The organism is Maribacter chungangensis, assembly GCF_042676845.1.
Lineage (GTDB): Bacteria > Bacteroidota > Bacteroidia > Flavobacteriales > Flavobacteriaceae > Maribacter > Maribacter chungangensis.
Map to the genome: position 1 here is coordinate 137,284 of NZ_JBHTHY010000011.1, position 18,419 is coordinate 155,702.

The window sequence follows — 18,419 nt, forward strand, 5'->3', positions numbered from 1 at the left end:
GCTACATTTGAAGGAGTCGGGAATATACCGATGAAGACATTTATAAACCTTAAAATTCAATATTCAATATGAAATTACAAGATAAAAAAGTAGCGATATTAGCAACAGACGGATTTGAAAAGTCAGAACTTTTTCAGCCTTTAAAGGCTTTAAAGAATGAAGGTGCCGCCGTACATATTATTTCTGTTAAGGATGGCGAAATCAAAAGTTGGGACGGCAACAATTGGGGAGCGTCCATAACGGTAGATAAATTGGTAGACGATGCCAATGAATCTGATTATCATTCCTTGGTATTGCCAGGTGGTGTAGCAAACCCCGATTTATTGCGAACGCACGACAATGCCTTGGATTTTATTCGCGTTTTCTTCAAAAGTGGAAAACCAGTTGCCGCTATTTGTCACGCCCCTTGGTTGCTCATCAGTGCGGATGTCATAGAAAATAGAAAAGTAACATCCTATCATAGTATTAAGGATGATGTTATCAATGCCGGAGCACATTGGGTAGATGAAGAGGTAGTGGTAGACCAAGGATTGGTTACCAGCAGAAATCCGGATGATTTGCCTGCTTTTATCGAAAAGATTATCGAAGAGACCCGCGAAGGCAAGCATGCAGAACAAGAAATTAACGCTTAGGTTAAGAAATCATGGTTGCCCATGATATTGGTTAGTGTTTCTAGACCGATGAGGTATATGTTACTTCATCGGTTTTTGGTCTTTATAGAATCAATAATTACTGCTAAAGGGTTAACCTATAAAACAAAATTCAATCACTTTTGCACGTGATTAAAACTTAAAGAATGGCCATACTAGGAAATATAATAAAAGGGGTAATCCATGCTAAAAATCTTACTGCCACCCATTTTAACGCGGTAAACGAACAAAGAACCGTCCTCTTGGAATTACTCTCCAATGCCGCGCATACGGAATTTGGAAAACATTATAATTTTGAGGAAATCATAGCATCGGTAGATCCAGAGAAGGACTTTCGACAGAAGGTTCCTTATTTTGATTATCATCAACTTACGGAAACTTGGTGGCATAAGGTACATGAAGGCAAACCCGATATAACATGGCCGGGTAAACCAGATTATTTCGCTTTAAGTTCTGGAACCACAGGTAACACCAGTAAGCGCATTCCCGTAACCGACGCCATGGTAAAGGCGATACGAAATGCCGGGATACAACAAGTCTTTGCACTACGGAATTTTGACCTACCAGCGAATTTTTTTGAGAAGGAAATTTTAATGTTGGGTAGTTCCACAGATCTTGATGAACACAACAGTGCTTTGGAAGGGGAGATAAGTGGTATCAGCGCCAGTAATATTCCGTTTTGGTTTCAGGACTATTATAAGCCGGGCAAGGAAATTGCCCGGATAGATAATTGGGACGAACGGGTACAACGTATTGCGGAAAAAGCACCGGATTGGGATGTAGGAGCTTTAAGCGGAATACCTTCTTGGATGGAACTGATGCTACAGAAGGTAATCGATTATCACGGACTGAACCATATTCACGAAATTTGGCCCAATCTACAAGTATATACCTCGGGTGGCGTAGCTTTTGGGCCGTATGAAAAAAGTTTTAATGCCCTGCTTGGCCATCCGATTACCATTATAGATACGTATTTAGCATCCGAGGGTTTCATTGCCTTTCAGCAGCGTCCAGAAACGGATGCCATGAAATTGGTCATGGATAATGGGATTTATTTTGAGTTTGTACCTTTTCGTCCGGATTATATCAACTCCGATGGTTCTTTGGCCCAAGCCGCGCCATCCCTTACTATATCCGAGGTTGAAATGGGTCAGGATTATGTATTGATCATAAGTACGGTGTCCGGGGCATGGCGGTATTTGATTGGGGACACGATAGAATTTACGAACATCGAAAAGGCGGAAATAAAAATAACCGGTCGTACCAAGTTTTTTTTGAATACCGTTGGTTCACAGTTATCCGTAAATAAGCTCAACGATGCGGTACAGCACTTGGAAGAAAAATTCGATATTCAAATTCCCGAGTACACACTCTGTGCCAATCGTATAGAAAACAACTTTTACCATTGCTGGTATTTAGGTACCGATAGGAAAATTGATGAGATGGAACTCTCCAATGCCTTGGATCAATTTCTTAAGGATGCCAATAAAAATTATAGGGTAGCACGTTCAAAGGCGTTGGAGGGCGTAAAGGTGAAAACCATCTCTACGAATATTTTTCATGATTGGAACGCCCATAATAAGAAGAAAGGTGGTCAAGTTAAAATGGAACGCGTGATGGGAGAAGATAAATTTGAAGCTTGGGAGGATTTTGTAAAAACTCAGATGGACCGTTAGTTTGCAACGGCATCCGTTTCTACTTCCCTTTCTTTTACCAGCAGCATAATTTCGTCCGGAGATAGGTAATACTTTTTAATACGGTCTTTATAGCGCTCCGTTATATCCGCCTTATCCAAAATGAAACGTTTTGTCCTGAGAATATAATCTTCCATACCAGCGTTAACCGCATAAGAATCTGCGGCTCGTTCTGCCTCTTTTATATACCTATCCGAAAACGTATATTTGATTCCGAACCACAGTAGGTTTAAACTGCTCCTGTTGCGGTAGTCCATTATATGTCCCAACTCGTGCCCGAACCAACCAATGAGAATGTCTTCCTCAATGTCCGTAGTTTTAAACTTCTTTCCAGAAATCTTAAACTTACGACTTACCAGTACAAGATATTTACGGTTTTTACGCGATTTGAACAAGCTCCAAAATGTAGGTTGGGCCTGCATGGTCGATTTTTTGATGTTTTCCTTAAAACGGAATTCGATGTTGGTATTCTTCAACTCCGGATAGTAACTAAAAGCCGTTTCCACTTCTTTTTGAATACTTTTTGGAATGCTATGTTGTGAGTTTGCTTTATGGATAGTTAGAAAGATTAACAGGGTTAGAATACATTTCATGGTTTGTCTTGGTTGCTAAAGTAATGGGCTAAAGAATTTGGCTATACCTTCTAACAAACGCTGCCAAACAGGTCTGTCCTTAAAGGTAGTATAGTCTAAACAATCCGAAGTGCCACAAATACGATCAAATTGGTTTTGTATTCCCCTGGTCAGTTCATCGTCGTACAATAGCGCGTTGGTCTCAAAGTTATGTTCAAAGCTGCGATAATCAAAATTTCCAGAACCAATGGAGGCAATTTCCCCGTCGATCAAAATCATTTTACTATGGGAAAAATCCGGACGAAGATAAATTTCAATACCTACCTCCAAGAGTTGTTCGAACCTGGAGAACATACTGAACTTTGCCATTCTGGAATCCGATACTTCTGGAACTAGCAATTGAACCTTAATACCGCTTAAGGCAGCTATAATCAGTGCTTGAACAACGGCCCTTCCCGGTATAAAGTAAGGATTTGCAATGCAGATGCAACGTTCCGCAGCATTGATCATACCAATATACTGCTGCATGATAGATGGTTGTTTGGAATCTGGGCCTGCTGCTACAATTTGAACTATTTTGTTACCCTGTGTTTTAATTTCAGGAAAATAAGTATCATTCAACAATAGGTCTTCATTACCTGCAAAATGATAGTCCTTTACAAAAATTCTGTGAAGGCTGTTCACCACCGGTCCCTCTAGTTTTGCGTGTAGGTCTTCCCAAACACCCAAATCGGAAATTGGTTTAATATACTTGTCGGATACGTTTACGCCTCCGGTAAAGCCAACTTTCCCATCTATGATCAATATTTTTCTATGGTTTCTATAATTTAAGGTAAACAATAGGTTTCCAAAGCGAATAGGCATCATAGGAAAAGCTTTTACACCTATCTTCCTAAATCTCTTTTTAAGTTTTCCTTTAAAGGAAGAGCTACCGAAAGAATCATAGATTAGCCGTATTTCAACGCCTTGGGCAATTTTTTTCTCAAAAACAGAATGGAATTTATCCATGAGCTCTCCTTCGGAGAAAATGTAGTATTGTAAATGGATAAAGTGCTCCGCCTTTTCCAACGCTTTAAAAATGCTATCAAACGTTTCCTCCCCTCCATGCAATACGGTCACTTTATTGCCATCATAAGGAGACAAAAGGGTACTTTTTTTTATGAGTGTCGCCAATTTTTTGTTTTTAACCGAATCAAAATCCAACTCGTGGTCCAGTGCGTTGAGATTCCTATATTTCTCATCGAACATTTTGCGTTTTTCGGTCTGTTTTAATCTAAAAAACTTGAACTTTCTACGGTTTACCCCAAACAAATAATAAAGCAGAGCCCCACCGAAAGGCAGGAGTAATACGGCCAATAACCAGCTAAGGGATTTGGTGGGACGGCTGCCATGAAGGATAATACTCACTAGGCTCCACAGTGTAATACCCCCGTATAAAATCCATAATACCGTATTCATTATTGGTTCCTTTTGTTTAACACAAGATAGGTATTCACTTTGGTATAAACATCGTGTCCATTTATTTGGAGTAGAAAAGAATTTGATTCGGCTAATGACCCAAATTACTTCAAAGTATTTTTGATTATAACTAAAAAACATGGGCGTGATTTCAAAACATGACAGAAAATTAACAATATACTACCATTCGGGAACTTCTATCGGTGAACAAACTCTGGCTTATGCTAATGCATCCGACAAAAAAATTCATGCCGTGGATATTTCTAAAACTGACCTTACGGGAACGCAATGGGCAGAACTTGCGAACGGGTTGGGCAAAAATATATCGGATTTGATAAATACCGACCATCCTGATTTCATTAAGCTTTACGGAAATCAAAATCCAGAAATGGAGGAACATGATTGGCTAAAAATTCTTGAAAAAGAACTACATCTTTTAAAACATCCAATTGTCGTCTTCGGCGAACGCTATTTGGAAATTAAAAGTGCGGCCGGATTTAAAAAGTATTTAGAGCCGGATAGCGCTGGACTAAAAAAACAACCCTTGAGCAAACAATTTACGGATGATGATGTGCCGGATCTAAATAACGGGCAATCGCAGCCTGAACGTGGAAAGGAATAGTTTAAATGCCAAGGGAACTTATTGGAACAAAAACGTATGTCCGGTTTAAGGAGCGTAGGTATAAAAGTGATGATTAAAGATTCATAGAAAACGACGAAGCAATGCTTAGGAAAACCTTATGTGGTTTTCGCGGGCGGAATGTGGGCAATCCTTTTTGTAGATTTTTTTGACGAGATGCCGGTAGTTGGCAGTGGTTGTTAAAAAGACGCTCCATAAGATATATGCGGTATTTCTTGGGTACTTAATAAGTTTTATGCGCTATAACCGATTGATGTTGGGCTTACGACCTAAAAAACTTATTCTCATTGCTTCTTTGTTTTCAAAGATAGCGTCTATGTCCAAAGAAGATAAACAGTGTATGTTAACCTCAATGCAGATTCAGCCCAAGTTAACCTACGGGAGCAAGCATAAAACCATTACCAAGAAAGCGATTTCAATACGCCATGTTATCACAACTTCGTATTGATACGGAAACCTGGAAATGGTGGCTTAACGAGCGAATGAACAACAGCAATGCCAGTGGATTTTTTAGAATAACCACGCCAACGTTCATCATTTGTCCTAAGGACTTTCCGGTAATTTCTATAACATCTATTTACGTTGAAGATATGTCTTTTTTGTAGGAAGCCAAGCTCATTCAATCAAGCAAGATAGTTCATTTAATACCTATGGGTTACCACGAAAATAAACAATACGGTTTAAAAGATTCTTAATGGAAAGTAGGTAATAAAAAACTAGCACAGGAGTTATTTACTTAAAACAAGTGTGATAGCGATTTTTCGGACAAAATCAGCTTGTCTTCCACGATAGTAATTTTAACCGTGTTTTCTCCAACATTTTCTAAATCGTGAATCGCCTCTTCCTTACATTCTCTAAAATATGTTTCGCCCCGCTCAAAACGAAGTAAATCTATGGCACCATTTGCATTTCTTGAAAGTAATAGACCATCTATTAAACAATTGCAGCTATACGCATTTAAATGTCTTCTAAAAGGAAGTCTTTCCTTGGGTTCCAAAACGATTTGCCATAATTTCAATTCTGCGTTTTCAAATAAGGGTTGGCCAATATTGGAACTGAAGTTTTTGTTTTTAATTTCCCTAAGCCATGAAGGGCTCCAACAGTCAAAATTTCCTATTGGATTAATTTTAGTCAATACCATTTAGCGTAAAATTTGAATTAGGAACATGTAAATACCCAAATTTAAAAAGCGGTAAATGTGCAAAGAATTTTTAGGATAAAATGTTAAAAATCTTACAAAATTATGTGAGGCAAAATACCAATTCTTGTATGGGTATTTTAATGTTTTTTTAGTAGTAAATAGTACAAGAACGGGAGCCGTGCAGCCTTATGAAATCAGCTGAATTTCGCTGAAGTGTTTTAGTTGTACTCCGAAGATTAAAAACAATTCTCACTCGGATATAGCAGAATCAAGAAGTATGGGTGAAAAGTATGTAAACTTTGCTTGTGTAAAGCATTTAGTGGCATTATGCAGATAATCTGCAGTCATCACATGTTTTTACCTCGCCATAGTAGGTTTCGCGGTATTTGTGCAGCGTTTTAACGGGCACACCAATTATATATTTTTTAATATAGATTACTTTGGCGGTTAACTGTCCCATTTTTCGGGTATAACGTTTTTCGATTTTGGTCTTTCTTTTGATGTAAACTAGCTTCATAAGAGTGATAATATATATTCAATTTATAAATATGTAAATGATTTCCAAAGAAATCATGATAAGCTTTTGTTAGGATGTTTTAAAAAGATACCCTATCACGGAAAATAGATAAAATTCTAAACATATACCCTTTGGATATACCAACGGGGAAATTTTTTATATCGTATGAAAAATATCCTTTTTTGGTCTCAATTATAGTTAAAACTATGCATTTTAATGCATCTACCTTTTAGGTTCTTAAAACTGTAGTTCGTATTCAGTTTGCAGTCCCAGCTTATGGTTTTTTAAATGTTAAGCCAAAACTGCTCACTGCTACTGCCTACTTTTATGACTTCGTTATCGATGAATTTTATTCATAGCTGTTAAACCTGTGGAACTTTAGTCCATAGTGGTTTAGTAATATCCGGGTTTGTATTGTCATCCTTTTAAGTGAAGTCGGTTATATTATAGATCTTGGTAATAATCGAAGAGCTTATCAAACCTTGGAATTTGTTGTTTGTGTCATAGGGTATGTGTAGGGAGTTTATCCATCTTGGGTAAATCCTGGATAACAGGTCATTCCACCATCTACGAAAATGGTAGTTCCATTAACATATTCAGATTCATCCGAGGCCAACCAACTGGCCACACTTCCTATATCTTCCGGTTCTCCTATTTTTCCGTAGGGGATTAATTTCAACATTTTTTCGCGCCCTTCCTTGGTGTTCCAAACGTCCTTGTTAATATCCGTTTTAATCGCACCTGGTGCAATGCTGTTACAACGAATTTTCTTTGGCGCATATTCTTGACATATACTTTGCATTAACATGGCCAAACCTCCTTTGGAACTAGCGTAATTCGCATGACCTGCCCATGGAATAATTTCATGAACGCTACTTATATGGATTATTTTTCCCAAGGAATTTGAAACATCCTCTCGCATTCCACGGCGCAAAAATTCATTAATGGCAGCTTTGGCAACCAAAAATTGCCCGGTAAGATTTATATCGATAACTTGTTGCCAGTCCGCCAGTGTCATTTCTATTAATGCTTTGTCCTTTTGCACACCAGCGTTTCCAACACTAATATCAACTGTACCAAATTCCCTAATGGTTGTTTTGAACAATTTGGAGACTTCATCTTCCTTGCCTACATCACATTGCACCACTATCGCATTTCCACAGTTTGTCCTTTCCGTTATCCAATGAGCAGTTTCTTCTGCACTTTCTTTATCACTGTGATAATTGATGACCACGTTTGCTCCTTCTTGTCCTATGGCCTTTGCAATGGCAGAACCGATACCGTTACTGGAACCTGTTACAATAGCGGTCTGTTCCGTGAGTCGTTGATTTGGTTTTTGCATATTTTTCTTTTGTAGTAAGATAAATTATGGATTTAATTAAAGCAGATTTTTTATGTGTTAAGAGAATCTTTTAAATGGATTGTGTTACTTTTTTTTTTGCGACAAGGAATTGTGCTTTTGGATCAATACTGACGGAATGAAAGCTATATATTGAGGTATAATCATAAAAAAATAACATATAATGAAAACAACAAATACAGCAAATACAGCAATCGGAATTGAAAAGGATAACAGAAAAGCGGTAGCAGAAATGTTGGAACAACTTCTTGCGGATGAATTTGTACTATACACAAAATACCGTAATGCACACTGGAACATGGAGGGAATTGACTTTCATAGCAAGCATGTCTTTTTTGAGGAAGAATACGGAAAATTGGAAAATACAATAGATGAAGTAGCAGAGCGCATTCGTATGCTGGGAATGTACGCACCGGGTACTATGGAACGTTTTTTAGAGCTCTCGGAATTAAAGGAAAATGGGCCGGAACAAAATGATAGTGCAAGTTTTATGAAGGTGCTGTTGGATGACCACAGTACTGTGATCAAATTTATTCGCAAAAACATTGGAGATAATGCAGAGGCACATAGTGATGAAGGAACTGCCGATTTTATAACGGCCATTATGCAAATGCATGAACAAATGGCTTGGATGTTACGTTCGTCCTTAAAAACGTTTTCTTAAAATTTAAAATTGCATGAAAAGGATAAAGCGGCAACAAGCAATTCTTGCCGCTTTTTAAATTTAAAAACCGAAGAATATGTCAAAATCTAACAAAGACATTTATAGGGAATTTTACGACACCGTAAACATGGCTCCAAGCGAGTTGGAGGATTGGCTGGCCACCGAAAAATCTAAGAATGTTGGACAGGATAGCGGGGATGGTGAGGCTATTGGCCATAAAAGCGGCAAGCGCATCGTCAGCATTAAAAAGAAGAAAAAGGATGGGCTTACAGAAGATGATTATGGGCACATGAACAAGGTAATCGGCTACATTAATAGGCATAAAGCACAAAAGCCAGATGGAAAAATAGAAGATTCCAATTGGCGGTATAGTTTAAAAAATTGGGGATATGACCCTTGTAAATAAATAAGTGTCAAATGGATAAATGGTTTGCCTTTTCTACCAACGGGATGTTGGCGATTGCCTTAACTGGAATCGGAATATATGTTACGATCATTGTACTGACCCGGCTTATGGGCAAACGTAGTTTTTCAAAAATGAGCAGCTTTGACTTTGCCGTTACGGTTGCTTTGGGGTCTATGGTAGCTACTACCGTACTATCAAAATCTGTAAGCTTGTGGGATGGTATGGTGGGTATTACCATGTTGTATGTATTACAATTGGGTATGGCCTATTTAAGGCGTTTTTCTATCGTCGCCAAGGTCACGGATAATACACCTTTGTTATTAATGAAAGGAAAACAAATTTGTTTTAATAACCTAAGGAGAGCAAGGGTCACAGAGTCCGATTTAAAGGCTAAACTGAGAGAGGCCAATGTCTTGGATTTATCTCAGGTACGTGCGGTAGTGTTCGAAACTACTGGGGATATTGCAGTACTCCATACCACTGATGCCGACCAGCGAATCCAAGCCTATATTATGGAAGGGGTTCATGAGGAATAGCTGTGTTTAGAAAAAACCAATAAAAAAACCGTCGATTCAAATCGACGGTTTTTCTTTTTCACTTTCCCTATTTTTTATTTTGATGTCTTAGGATATTCATCAAAAATAGCATCTACATATTCCGCTACTTTGTCAGAAGTATCTTGTTGATAAATAGCCTGCTCGGCAGTTCCCGTCCACAATCTCTTTTTTGTTTTCCGATCCACGATATCCACAATAAGGGTTCCTATCTTATAACTTGAGTAGTCTACATCATATCCTATGATTTCGGTATAACGCTCATAATCCCAATAGTAGTAATTCTCATAATAAGGGCTTACAGGATAAGGGGTGTCATAAGGGTACGAGGCGTAGATAGCATCTACATCGCGCATCGGTTCCTTATCAAATTTCGTGGTTAACAGTACCAATAGATCGGGGTTCTTTCTATTTATTTCGTACCGGGCATCTTTCATATTTTCGTTCATGGCCTTAATGACCGATTGTGCTACCCGATCGTTTGTCGCCAAGTCATCGGGTACTTCAAAATTAGTACTCGGTAAATAGGCAAAGGTTTTGTAATCTGCCAGGTTTTTGTCCGTCATCTTGGTCGTGGAAAGTGTTGGGCCACAGCTCGTAGCCAAGACCATCGCAACTAGCGCCAGTGTCATTTTCATTACTCTTTTCATATCATTATTTTTAGGTTAATACTACCGCAAAGTATAGGTTATGTCCAGTAAAGATTGACATAAAAACAGTTGATATTTGCTCATTCGGATTACAATGGATACTCCTTGATTATTGGTATTGCGTAGGTGGCATCAACCTATTGAAATACTATTAAAATATATCGTAGGGACTTTATTTTGTATAAGCTCCGGAGGAATATGTGAGTTCATAACTGTGCGTATAGATCTCAAAAACGATTCCGAAAGGATCTTCTACATAGCACATCTTAAAAGGTTTGTCCTTCGGATAATATGTCCTTATGGGCATACGTTGCTTGCCACCAAATGCGACTATTTTTTCTATCAATTCCTCAATGTTCGGATCTTGAACACAAAAATGGAATAATCCGGTATTAAAAGGATTGAATTCCGGAGCCTCTTTAATTCCGTTCGGGAATGAGAACAATTCGATTCCGATACCGTCGGAGGTTGCTAAATGGGCTATTTCAAAGGTTGACCAATCGTCCCCAAATACGTCAATACACATTTGGCCAATAGCCGTTTCTTTTTCTTTTTTGACTTTGGACGGCTTCATGATAACATACCATCCCATAACTTCGGAATAAAATTGAACTGCCTTTTTTATATCGGGTACCGTAATACCAATGTGGGAGAAGGATTTTGGATAAGTATGTGTTTTGTTCATTTGTGTTTTGAGCTTAATGTTTTAGGCCAACATAGTTGATTTATATGACGGTGCGCAAAAAAAATCCGCCATAAAGACGGATGTACTTTTGAGGGAATATTTTCTATATTATGCTGTTACAGCTATCGTATGTTGGTGATCCTGATAATATTTTGGACTACAGTTATATTTTTGCTTGAAAATTTTAGAGAAGTAACTTCTACTGGTCAACCCAACTGTATAAACGATTTCGGAAATGTTCAAGTCTGTTGTTCTAATCAATTTTTCTGCAGTTTCTACGCGAACGTTTCTAATGTAATCCGAAACCGTTCTGTCATGTAGCAACTTAAATCCTTCCTGTAATTTTGCTGGGGACATACCACCTTTTTTGCTCAAGTATTCAAGACTATAGGCTACTTCTGGATAGTTTTGGATAAAGCTCGAGAGTTCTTTTATGGTATCCATTTCATTCCTACTGAGCGAGCCAAAATTATTGGATGCATTTTTCACATCATCATTATGTTGCTGTATTTCAAGGGCCAACATGGTATGCACGATTCCTTTTAAAAGCAATCTTCTTACGATGCCTTGTTGTTTAATTGTTTCCAATTGTTGCATTTGTTCGGCAATTTTAAGGTTGTAAGAACCTGTATAGGCGAATATTTCTTTTCCGTCCTTAGGCATAAATGTTTTCAACAATTGCGCTTGTAGTAGATTGATGGCATCATTGTCCCTCGCTTGTGCATGGGTGTTTACGCTAATACTGGATAGACGGACAGCTTGGTCTTTTCTAAAAAATAAAACCGTATCCCTACTTGGATCACTGGCAAAAATCCCCGTTTGAAATTGGTTTAAGGAACGCTTGGAGCCGCTTACACCAAAACTATGACTCATCTGGCCTTCTGCACAATACAAGAAATATATTGGATTGGTAACGGGCGTATTTCTTACAATTAACGTATCTGCATTAAACGTCACGTCATACTCCATAAAGGCGATATTTTTGTTCACCGCTATTCCTGTAATTTCACCGCTTACTTGCTCGTTGTGCAATTCTAGCCTAAACTCTTTATCGCTGCTAATAAGTACCCCTCCCAAGGCTATTTTTAGTTGGTTAAAAGACTCTTCTACTCTGTTTGTTTTTAATTCTATAATGTTCATGATGTTGTTTTTAGTGGTTCTACTTTATTTTTCTAATAATACTTTCACGATAAAGGCAATGGATGCCAATACAAGAAAGAGATGTATGTAAAAGCCAAGGTCGTAGATAAAAAATCCAACGATCCAAACTCCTAGCGATATAACTGCTGTAAGGTTTAAGATTTTAGACATGTTTATTTGTTAGAAATATGCGTAAGTTCTTGGGACGAATAACGGATGCCTAAGGTTGAAAGTTGGAATCTGTTGTTTCATTGGTCATTCCTAAAATAAAATTATCGGGAAGATGATTTTTGTCCGTTGCGTTTGTTTTGGACCAAGTACGTCCTACTCTTGCATTACCTGTATTATGTTCTAGATTATTTTTCATGGTGGCTCAATTTTTAAAACGTTATCGCTGTTCTGTATTGTTTGAGACAAAGATCACTAAGAGACCCACTTTTCATGTTATACAATTTTTGTATTCTGTTATATAATTATTCGAAAACACGGGTTTTATGGCTTAAAAGCTTTAGATGTTGATGGATTCGGATGAAGTATCCTGATGTCCTAAATAGATTTTATACGTTTACAACTGGTCAAATTAAAGGTTTGAACGACCTAATGTTTACACTATGGATAACTTGGATTATGGAATTGTCGGAAATTGTAAGAGTGCTGCTCTGGTGTCAAAAACTGGGAGTATAGATTGGTGTTGTTTGCCCGAGTTTGATGCTGCGTCTATTTTTGCCAAATTATTGGATTCCAAAATAGGTGGCAGTTTTGGCTTTCAAGTAGACGATGCTTATACGATAGAACAACGGTATGAGAAAAATACCTGTATTCTGGTAACAGTCTTTACTGCTGAAGCCGATTGTTTTGAAGTCTATGATTTTATGCCCAGGTATCCGCTAAAAAACAACGAACATCATACACCGCCAGAGATTATTAGGTTCGTGAAGTTAATTTCTGGAGCACCAAAATTTAGGGTACACTACGAGCCCAAACTGGAATATGCACGAGGGGAGACAAAAACCTACATCAAAAAAGACTTTGTGGCCAGTCTTACCAAGGAAATTAAGTTCGATACGGTTTTCCTTTATACTTCTTTTGATAAAGAAAAAGTGGTGCACGCCCAAGAAATTACCCTGGAAGAAGACGGATATTTTTTACTTGGCTATAACGAGAAAATATTAAAACCCTCTGTAGAACGTGTGTTATTAGAATTGGATAGAACCCGTATATACTGGTTGGATTGGTCTAACAGGACAACCTCTTACACTAAATTCGATGCAGAGATAAAGCGCAGTGCACTCACCCTAAAACTATTGAGTTTTGATAAGACCGGGGCCGTTTTGGCCGCAGCTACTACGTCCCTACCCGAGGCCATTGGCGAAGAGCGAAATTGGGATTACCGTTTTTGTTGGATCCGTGATGCCTCCATGATGGTAAAAGTAGTTTCCGAGCTGGGACACAAGAATATTGCTAAAAGATATCTCAATTTTATAATTGATTTGATTCCCGACAAGGATGAGAAACTGCAGATCATGTACGGCATCCGTAGGGAGAAAAAACTGACCGAGGAAACGCTGGACCATTTATCAGGTTATAAAAATTCACAACCGGTACGTATAGGAAATGCAGCTTATGAACAAGTGCAAAACGATATGTACGGTATTTTAATGGATGTGATTTACAATCTGGTGCTACAATTCCCTATCGAAATGGAAACCACTGAGGAATTATGGGGCATTACCAAAGGTATTGTTTGGATCGTTGAACAACACTGGCAGGAGGCAGATAAAGGTATTTGGGAATTTAGGTCGGAAGACCGCCATTTTACGTTTTCGAAAGTGCTGTGTTGGACCGCTATAGATCGTGCCATTAAAGTGGCCGAGCTGTTGCAGAAACAACATAAAATAGGAAAGTGGAAACCATTGGAGAAGAAAATTAAAGCAGACATCCATGAGAACGCATGGAACGAAGATAAGCGGGCTTTTACCCAATCCTATAGTTCAGATGCTATGGATGCCTCCGTACTTCTTATGGAATCCTACGGATTTATAGATGCGAAAGATCCCAAATTTATTGGTACGGTCCACGCTATTGAAAAAGAATTGTGTAACGAAGGATTGTTATATCGTTACAAGAACGAAGATGATTTTGGCTTGCCAAACTCCTCTTTTACTATTTGTACCTTTTGGTTTATTAACAGTTTATATCAGATCGGGGAAAAAGAAAAAGCCTTAAAGCATTTTGGGCAGGTATTGGAATATGGGAACCATTTGGGCTTGTTTAGTGAGGATATCGATTTTGAAAGTAAACGTTTGCTTGGGAATTTTCCACAAGGTTACTCACATTTGGCGCTCATAGAATGTGCAACTAACTTTTCTGAAAAAACGGAAGAAGAAATGGTAGCCAGAGCTATGAGTAGCGCAGAAAAGTAAAAGGTCTGGGTATATGGAATAAAATATGTTGGAAGCGAGGTAAACGGCACTAAAGTAAGTGTGGCAGTTACACTTGGTTTCTTGGACGGTGTTACCACTTTTTCTTTGATGATAGAAACGATCCAAGTCTATGTTGTTGTACAGAAAATTTGAGGATTGGCCATTAGGAAAGCATCGCGTTAAAATTTGAACAAAATGAAAACAAGTAGATGTAAAGGAATAGGTAATTGCATCAAATTTTTGTGAGCAGACCGTGTATAGGATTAAAAAGAAGAGGATTACCAATCTAACCCAAATTACCTGAATATTGTCTTTGATACTCCGGGAAAGGAAGACATCCTCGAGGATTCGAGATTATTAAAGTTGGAGGAGGTGTTACTGCCATTGTAGGTTTACCAGATCTGGAAACCCTAAACGAAATGGGAACGAACAACTATAATTTACCCGAAAAGTTGTTGAAAAGAGTTGAAGAAAAGTCAGCACGCTATAAATTGACGTGGATGCAATCCAATGCAGAACAGTTACGGGCTGCGGCCATAATGGCAGGAAATGGGATATAATGCTTATACCCAATTTTATCCATTCCAATGAAGATGCGATAAATGCTTTTGAATATTTGCTCAGGGACGGGCAAAGGGAAAAGTGATTATTTCATTTTAGAACGATGTCTATGTTAATTGAAATTATCAAGAACTTATGAAGACCAAAACGCATAAATCTACAAGTACACATGGCATACTGTTTAAATTCATGGTATTCTTTTTATTTTGTTGTCAATTACAGGCGCAGAGAATCAACCGGACAGAGTTCAAGGATACGATGCAGCGTATACCGGCATTCACCATTCATGAAGACAATTATTTTATTACTGGGGTGCCTACCAATATGGCGGTAAATAGCAGAACCGCGAATGCCAAATATCAAATCAGTTTTAAACAAATAATAAGCAGAAATACCTTACCGTGGGATTCGTATGCATACCTCACGTATACCCAAAAAGCATTTTGGGATATTTATCAAGAATCATATCCTTTTAAAGAGATTAATTTTCATCCAACCGTTGGGGTAGGAAGGGCATTTTTTGACAAGAATGATGAGTTGAAAGGTATAGGGACGTTTAATTTTGAACATGAGTCCAATGGAAGGGACAGTATTTTTTCTAGAACTTGGAATAGATTTAGTATTGGATACCACACGGCTATTGGTTCCAAAACAGTTTTAAGTGTAAAGGGATGGGTTCCCTTTGGTTATAAGAATGGAAATCCAGATTTGTTGGATTATGTTGGCCTTGGAGAACTGAGACTTTCCTATGATTTTATCCCTAACAGGTTTAGTTTTGAAATTAAACTAAGAAAGGGCTTACAGTGGGATACAAGAGGTATGGTTAGAACACGTTTGTATTACCGTCCCTTTAAGAACAAAGGCAACCAATATTTTATGCTGGAGTGGTTTGCCGGCCACACGGAAAACCTCATAAATTATGAACGTTTTACCTCTATGGTACGCTTTGGCTATGTGATAAAGACAATTGAACTGGATTTCTTAAAATCAAAAAACTAAGAAATACATGTCTAAAAGTGATACGATGTTAAGAAGGATTTGAAAGCATGGTGTCATGTAAAGAAGATTGGTTTATTTAAAGCTTTTGGATTAAACCGTTCAGATGTTAGATTATCTGTGGGATGAAGAGTAAACTAGTTAAAATAGCAACTATGATATTAAATAAATCAAAAATTTCCCAAGGCTTTATTCTTGCAGGCCTAATGAACCTTACGGTTTTAGTTTTTTCAAGGTTTTTTACAAATTCGACAATTAACGCGTTGGACCCTGATGTAATGTCCAACTTTGGTATTTTAATGATTGTTCTTTGGGGACTGGCGTATATAGCGGTAGCTACATCTTACCAAAAAGTAAAATGGCTAGTCTTGGTATTCGCCATTGAAAAGTTGGTATATGGTTATGTGTGGATTACGTGGATGTTGAAAAACTCACTCTCTAAGGTATTCGAACAGGATCTAATGGCAGGTTTATTTTATTCCATCTACGGAATTAATGATTTGCTGTTCTCTATTTTCTTTTTTTACGTGTTTTACGGGAAGATGAAAAGTAGTGTATCGTAATCCTTCTGTTTTAAAGAGGTTGTGTAATAAAAGCGTTACGTAAATACTTGTTCACCTCCTCATGCCTCCATTATAAAGTACTGGCAAAATAGAGGAAATATGTTTTTACTTACAAGCGTATTTTTGAACAAAAATGTAGTATTCAATCTAACAAAATAGAGCCCTATAAACTTTTACAGGGCTCCAAATTAAATAAACAACCAACCTAAAACCTATTCCATGCCTAGGGCGTAATATTTTTTACCGGGCATATTTTCATAAATTCCTTCCAGTAAAATCCCTCCTTTTTTATCTTCCAATAGGGAAATTAGTTCTTTGACATCCGTCACTTTTGCGCCATCTACATGGGTAATGATGAATCCGGTTTTTATTTGCGTGTTTTGTAGCAACTTTCCTGCGTAGAGGTTAACTACCTGCACACCGCCATCAATTTTCAGGGCTTTGGCTTTTTCCGCATCCAAGGTCTTAAAATCGGCGCCCAAGATGTTCATCACAGGTTTCTTTTCCTTTTTGATCATAGCGGTAGTGCCTTGTGAGTTTTCAAGGATTACTTCAAAAGTCTTTTCCTTACCGTTTCGGTTTACGGTTACGTTCACCGCATCTCCTGGTCTATATTGGGCGATGATTTCTTGTAGCCTAGGCGAAGTGGTTACCTTGTTGTCTTCTACCTTGGTAAGTATGTCCCCTGCTTTTATGCCAGACTTGTCCGCGGCCGAATCTTCGCCAACGTTCTGTATCCAAACACCCTTAACAAAGTCCATTCCTTTTTCTTTTGCCATGGCACCGTCCATGGTAATGATACTCACCCCAAGCATACCACGTTGTACGGAACCATATTCCAATAAGTCTTCAATTACTTTGGTAACGATGTTACTGGGTACCGCAAATCCGTAACCACTATAGCTTCCGGTACGGCTGGCGATCGCCGTGTTTATGCCGATAAGGTCACCGTTTAAATTCACCAATGCACCACCACTGTTTCCGGGGTTGATAGCGGCATCTGTTTGGATAAAGCTTTCGACGGCAAATTGATCTTTATTAATATTGATGTTTCTGGCTTTTGCACTTACAATTCCTGCCGTAACCGTAGAGGTCAAGCTAAATGGATTTCCAATGGCCAGCACCCATTCCCCAACCTCAACATCGTCCGAGTTTACCAGCGAAACCGACTTTAGGTTATTGGCGGTTATCTTTAACAAGGCTAGGTCTGTGGTCGGGTCTATACCAACAACGGTAGCCTTATAGCTTTCGTTATTATGCAGCGTTACTTCTAGTTCCTGGGCATTCTCAATGACATGGTTATTTGTAATGATATACCCCTTGTCGTTTATAATAACACCGGATCCGGTACCCATTCTGGGTCCTTGCCGCATTCCACCTTCCGGCATGTGAAAACGGTCGCCAAAAAATTGTTTGAACGGATCTGGTATATTTCCTGGAGCCCCTTGTGCCAACTCGGGGGCTGCCTGTGTTGCCTTGATATGCACCACGGCATCCAGAACTTTTTTAGAGGTGTCGGTAAAATCCAGCGGGGTTATGTTGCCCTCTTTGTCTGCCGTGTAAAGCACCTGTTGTGCGTTTAAGCCATCGACCTTGTTTAAGGTAACGGTATTTTGTTTTTCATCTAGTAGGTATTTCTGACCTCCTAGTACACCAACACTCACGGCTAGTGCAATAAGGGCGGAAACAACATACGTTTTGTTTGTATTCTCTTTTTTCATGTATAGTTTATTTTTTAAAATTTA

General features: G+C 38.4%; 21 protein-coding genes. 10 read left to right on the top strand and 11 right to left on the bottom strand.

What is annotated here, in order from left to right; genetic code table 11:
• The first annotated feature begins 68 nt into the window (after positions 1–68).
• The gene (locus ACFQZJ_RS12825) at positions 69–632 is read left to right on the top strand and encodes a type 1 glutamine amidotransferase domain-containing protein (RefSeq protein WP_379935060.1); all 564 of its coding nucleotides are present in this window, start codon (positions 69–71) and stop codon (positions 630–632) included.
• 164 nt (positions 633–796) lie between these two features.
• Positions 797–2,326: a GH3 family domain-containing protein gene (locus tag ACFQZJ_RS12830; protein WP_379935061.1), complete on the top strand. Its 1,530-nt coding sequence runs from the start codon at positions 797–799 to the stop codon at positions 2,324–2,326.
• Here the strand turns inward: ACFQZJ_RS12830 and ACFQZJ_RS12835 are convergent.
• Positions 2,323–2,937, bottom strand: a complete 615-nt coding sequence (locus ACFQZJ_RS12835) for a hypothetical protein (RefSeq protein WP_379935062.1) — start codon at positions 2,935–2,937, stop codon at positions 2,323–2,325. The two genes, ACFQZJ_RS12830 and ACFQZJ_RS12835, sit on opposite strands and share 4 nt — an antisense overlap.
• Positions 2,938–2,952: 15 nt before the next feature.
• Positions 2,953–4,374 (bottom strand): cardiolipin synthase, encoded by a 1,422-nt coding sequence (cls, locus tag ACFQZJ_RS12840; protein ID WP_379935063.1) that lies wholly within the window; start codon positions 4,372–4,374, stop codon positions 2,953–2,955.
• Between the two features lie 145 nt (positions 4,375–4,519).
• Here cls and ACFQZJ_RS12845 point away from each other — a divergent pair, with 145 nt between their 5' ends.
• Positions 4,520–4,996: an arsenate reductase family protein gene (locus tag ACFQZJ_RS12845; RefSeq protein ID WP_379935064.1), complete on the top strand. Its 477-nt coding sequence runs from the start codon at positions 4,520–4,522 to the stop codon at positions 4,994–4,996.
• 754 nt (positions 4,997–5,750) lie between these two features.
• Here ACFQZJ_RS12845 and ACFQZJ_RS12850 read toward each other — a convergent pair.
• The 3 genes from ACFQZJ_RS12850 to ACFQZJ_RS12860 all read right to left on the bottom strand — a co-directional run bounded on the left by ACFQZJ_RS12850 (position 5,751) and on the right by ACFQZJ_RS12860 (position 8,014).
• Positions 5,751–6,155, bottom strand: a complete 405-nt coding sequence (locus tag ACFQZJ_RS12850; RefSeq protein WP_379935065.1) for a hypothetical protein — start codon at positions 6,153–6,155, stop codon at positions 5,751–5,753.
• A gap of 325 nt (positions 6,156–6,480) precedes the next feature.
• The gene (locus tag ACFQZJ_RS12855) at positions 6,481–6,672 is read right to left on the bottom strand and encodes a hypothetical protein (RefSeq protein ID WP_379935066.1); all 192 of its coding nucleotides are present in this window, start codon (positions 6,670–6,672) and stop codon (positions 6,481–6,483) included.
• A 523-nt stretch (positions 6,673–7,195) separates the two neighbouring features.
• Complete coding sequence (locus ACFQZJ_RS12860; protein WP_379935067.1) at positions 7,196–8,014, bottom strand: SDR family oxidoreductase; 819 nt, start codon at positions 8,012–8,014, stop codon at positions 7,196–7,198.
• 181 nt (positions 8,015–8,195) lie between these two features.
• Here ACFQZJ_RS12860 and ACFQZJ_RS12865 point away from each other — a divergent pair, with 181 nt between their 5' ends.
• The 3 genes from ACFQZJ_RS12865 to ACFQZJ_RS12875 all read left to right on the top strand — a co-directional run bounded on the left by ACFQZJ_RS12865 (position 8,196) and on the right by ACFQZJ_RS12875 (position 9,638).
• Positions 8,196–8,696, top strand: coding sequence for a Dps family protein (locus ACFQZJ_RS12865; RefSeq protein WP_379935068.1), 501 nt, complete (start codon positions 8,196–8,198; stop codon positions 8,694–8,696).
• 76 nt (positions 8,697–8,772) lie between these two features.
• Complete coding sequence (locus tag ACFQZJ_RS12870) at positions 8,773–9,102, top strand: DUF3140 domain-containing protein (protein ID WP_379935069.1); 330 nt, start codon at positions 8,773–8,775, stop codon at positions 9,100–9,102.
• Between the two features lie 11 nt (positions 9,103–9,113).
• Positions 9,114–9,638: a DUF421 domain-containing protein gene (locus ACFQZJ_RS12875; protein ID WP_379935070.1), complete on the top strand. Its 525-nt coding sequence runs from the start codon at positions 9,114–9,116 to the stop codon at positions 9,636–9,638.
• A 74-nt stretch (positions 9,639–9,712) separates the two neighbouring features.
• Here ACFQZJ_RS12875 and ACFQZJ_RS12880 read toward each other — a convergent pair whose 3' ends face one another.
• The 5 genes from ACFQZJ_RS12880 to ACFQZJ_RS12900 all read right to left on the bottom strand — a co-directional run bounded on the left by ACFQZJ_RS12880 (position 9,713) and on the right by ACFQZJ_RS12900 (position 12,498).
• Positions 9,713–10,306: a DUF4136 domain-containing protein gene (locus tag ACFQZJ_RS12880; RefSeq protein ID WP_379935072.1), complete on the bottom strand. Its 594-nt coding sequence runs from the start codon at positions 10,304–10,306 to the stop codon at positions 9,713–9,715.
• A gap of 172 nt (positions 10,307–10,478) precedes the next feature.
• A complete protein-coding gene (locus ACFQZJ_RS12885; RefSeq protein WP_379935073.1) occupies positions 10,479–10,991 on the bottom strand; it encodes a VOC family protein in 513 nt (170 codons plus the stop codon).
• A gap of 108 nt (positions 10,992–11,099) precedes the next feature.
• Positions 11,100–12,131: a helix-turn-helix domain-containing protein gene (locus ACFQZJ_RS12890; protein WP_379935075.1), complete on the bottom strand. Its 1,032-nt coding sequence runs from the start codon at positions 12,129–12,131 to the stop codon at positions 11,100–11,102.
• Positions 12,132–12,155: 24 nt separating this feature from the next.
• Positions 12,156–12,302 carry a lmo0937 family membrane protein gene (locus tag ACFQZJ_RS12895; protein ID WP_379935076.1) on the bottom strand — a complete coding sequence of 49 codons (147 nt, stop codon included), beginning with the start codon at positions 12,300–12,302 and terminating at the stop codon, positions 12,156–12,158.
• A 49-nt stretch (positions 12,303–12,351) separates the two neighbouring features.
• The gene (locus ACFQZJ_RS12900) at positions 12,352–12,498 is read right to left on the bottom strand and encodes a hypothetical protein (protein ID WP_379935078.1); all 147 of its coding nucleotides are present in this window, start codon (positions 12,496–12,498) and stop codon (positions 12,352–12,354) included.
• Positions 12,499–12,742: 244 nt separating this feature from the next.
• On the opposite strand from ACFQZJ_RS12900, the gene ACFQZJ_RS12905 reads away from it, so the two are divergent.
• The 4 genes from ACFQZJ_RS12905 to ACFQZJ_RS12920 all read left to right on the top strand — a co-directional run bounded on the left by ACFQZJ_RS12905 (position 12,743) and on the right by ACFQZJ_RS12920 (position 16,674).
• Positions 12,743–14,554, top strand: coding sequence for a glycoside hydrolase family 15 protein (locus ACFQZJ_RS12905; protein ID WP_379935079.1), 1,812 nt, complete (start codon positions 12,743–12,745; stop codon positions 14,552–14,554).
• A gap of 419 nt (positions 14,555–14,973) precedes the next feature.
• Positions 14,974–15,114: a hypothetical protein gene (locus ACFQZJ_RS12910; RefSeq protein WP_379935081.1), complete on the top strand. Its 141-nt coding sequence runs from the start codon at positions 14,974–14,976 to the stop codon at positions 15,112–15,114.
• A gap of 136 nt (positions 15,115–15,250) precedes the next feature.
• Positions 15,251–16,114: a phospholipase A gene (locus ACFQZJ_RS12915; RefSeq protein WP_379935082.1), complete on the top strand. Its 864-nt coding sequence runs from the start codon at positions 15,251–15,253 to the stop codon at positions 16,112–16,114.
• Between the two features lie 152 nt (positions 16,115–16,266).
• Positions 16,267–16,674 carry a hypothetical protein gene (locus ACFQZJ_RS12920; protein WP_379935083.1) on the top strand — a complete coding sequence of 136 codons (408 nt, stop codon included), beginning with the start codon at positions 16,267–16,269 and terminating at the stop codon, positions 16,672–16,674.
• Positions 16,675–16,886: 212 nt separating this feature from the next.
• On the opposite strand, the gene ACFQZJ_RS12925 is transcribed toward ACFQZJ_RS12920, so the two are convergent.
• On the bottom strand, positions 16,887–18,395 hold the full coding sequence (locus ACFQZJ_RS12925) for a Do family serine endopeptidase (protein WP_379935085.1): 1,509 nt from the start codon (positions 18,393–18,395) through the stop codon (positions 16,887–16,889).
• Positions 18,396–18,419: the final 24 nt, after the last annotated feature.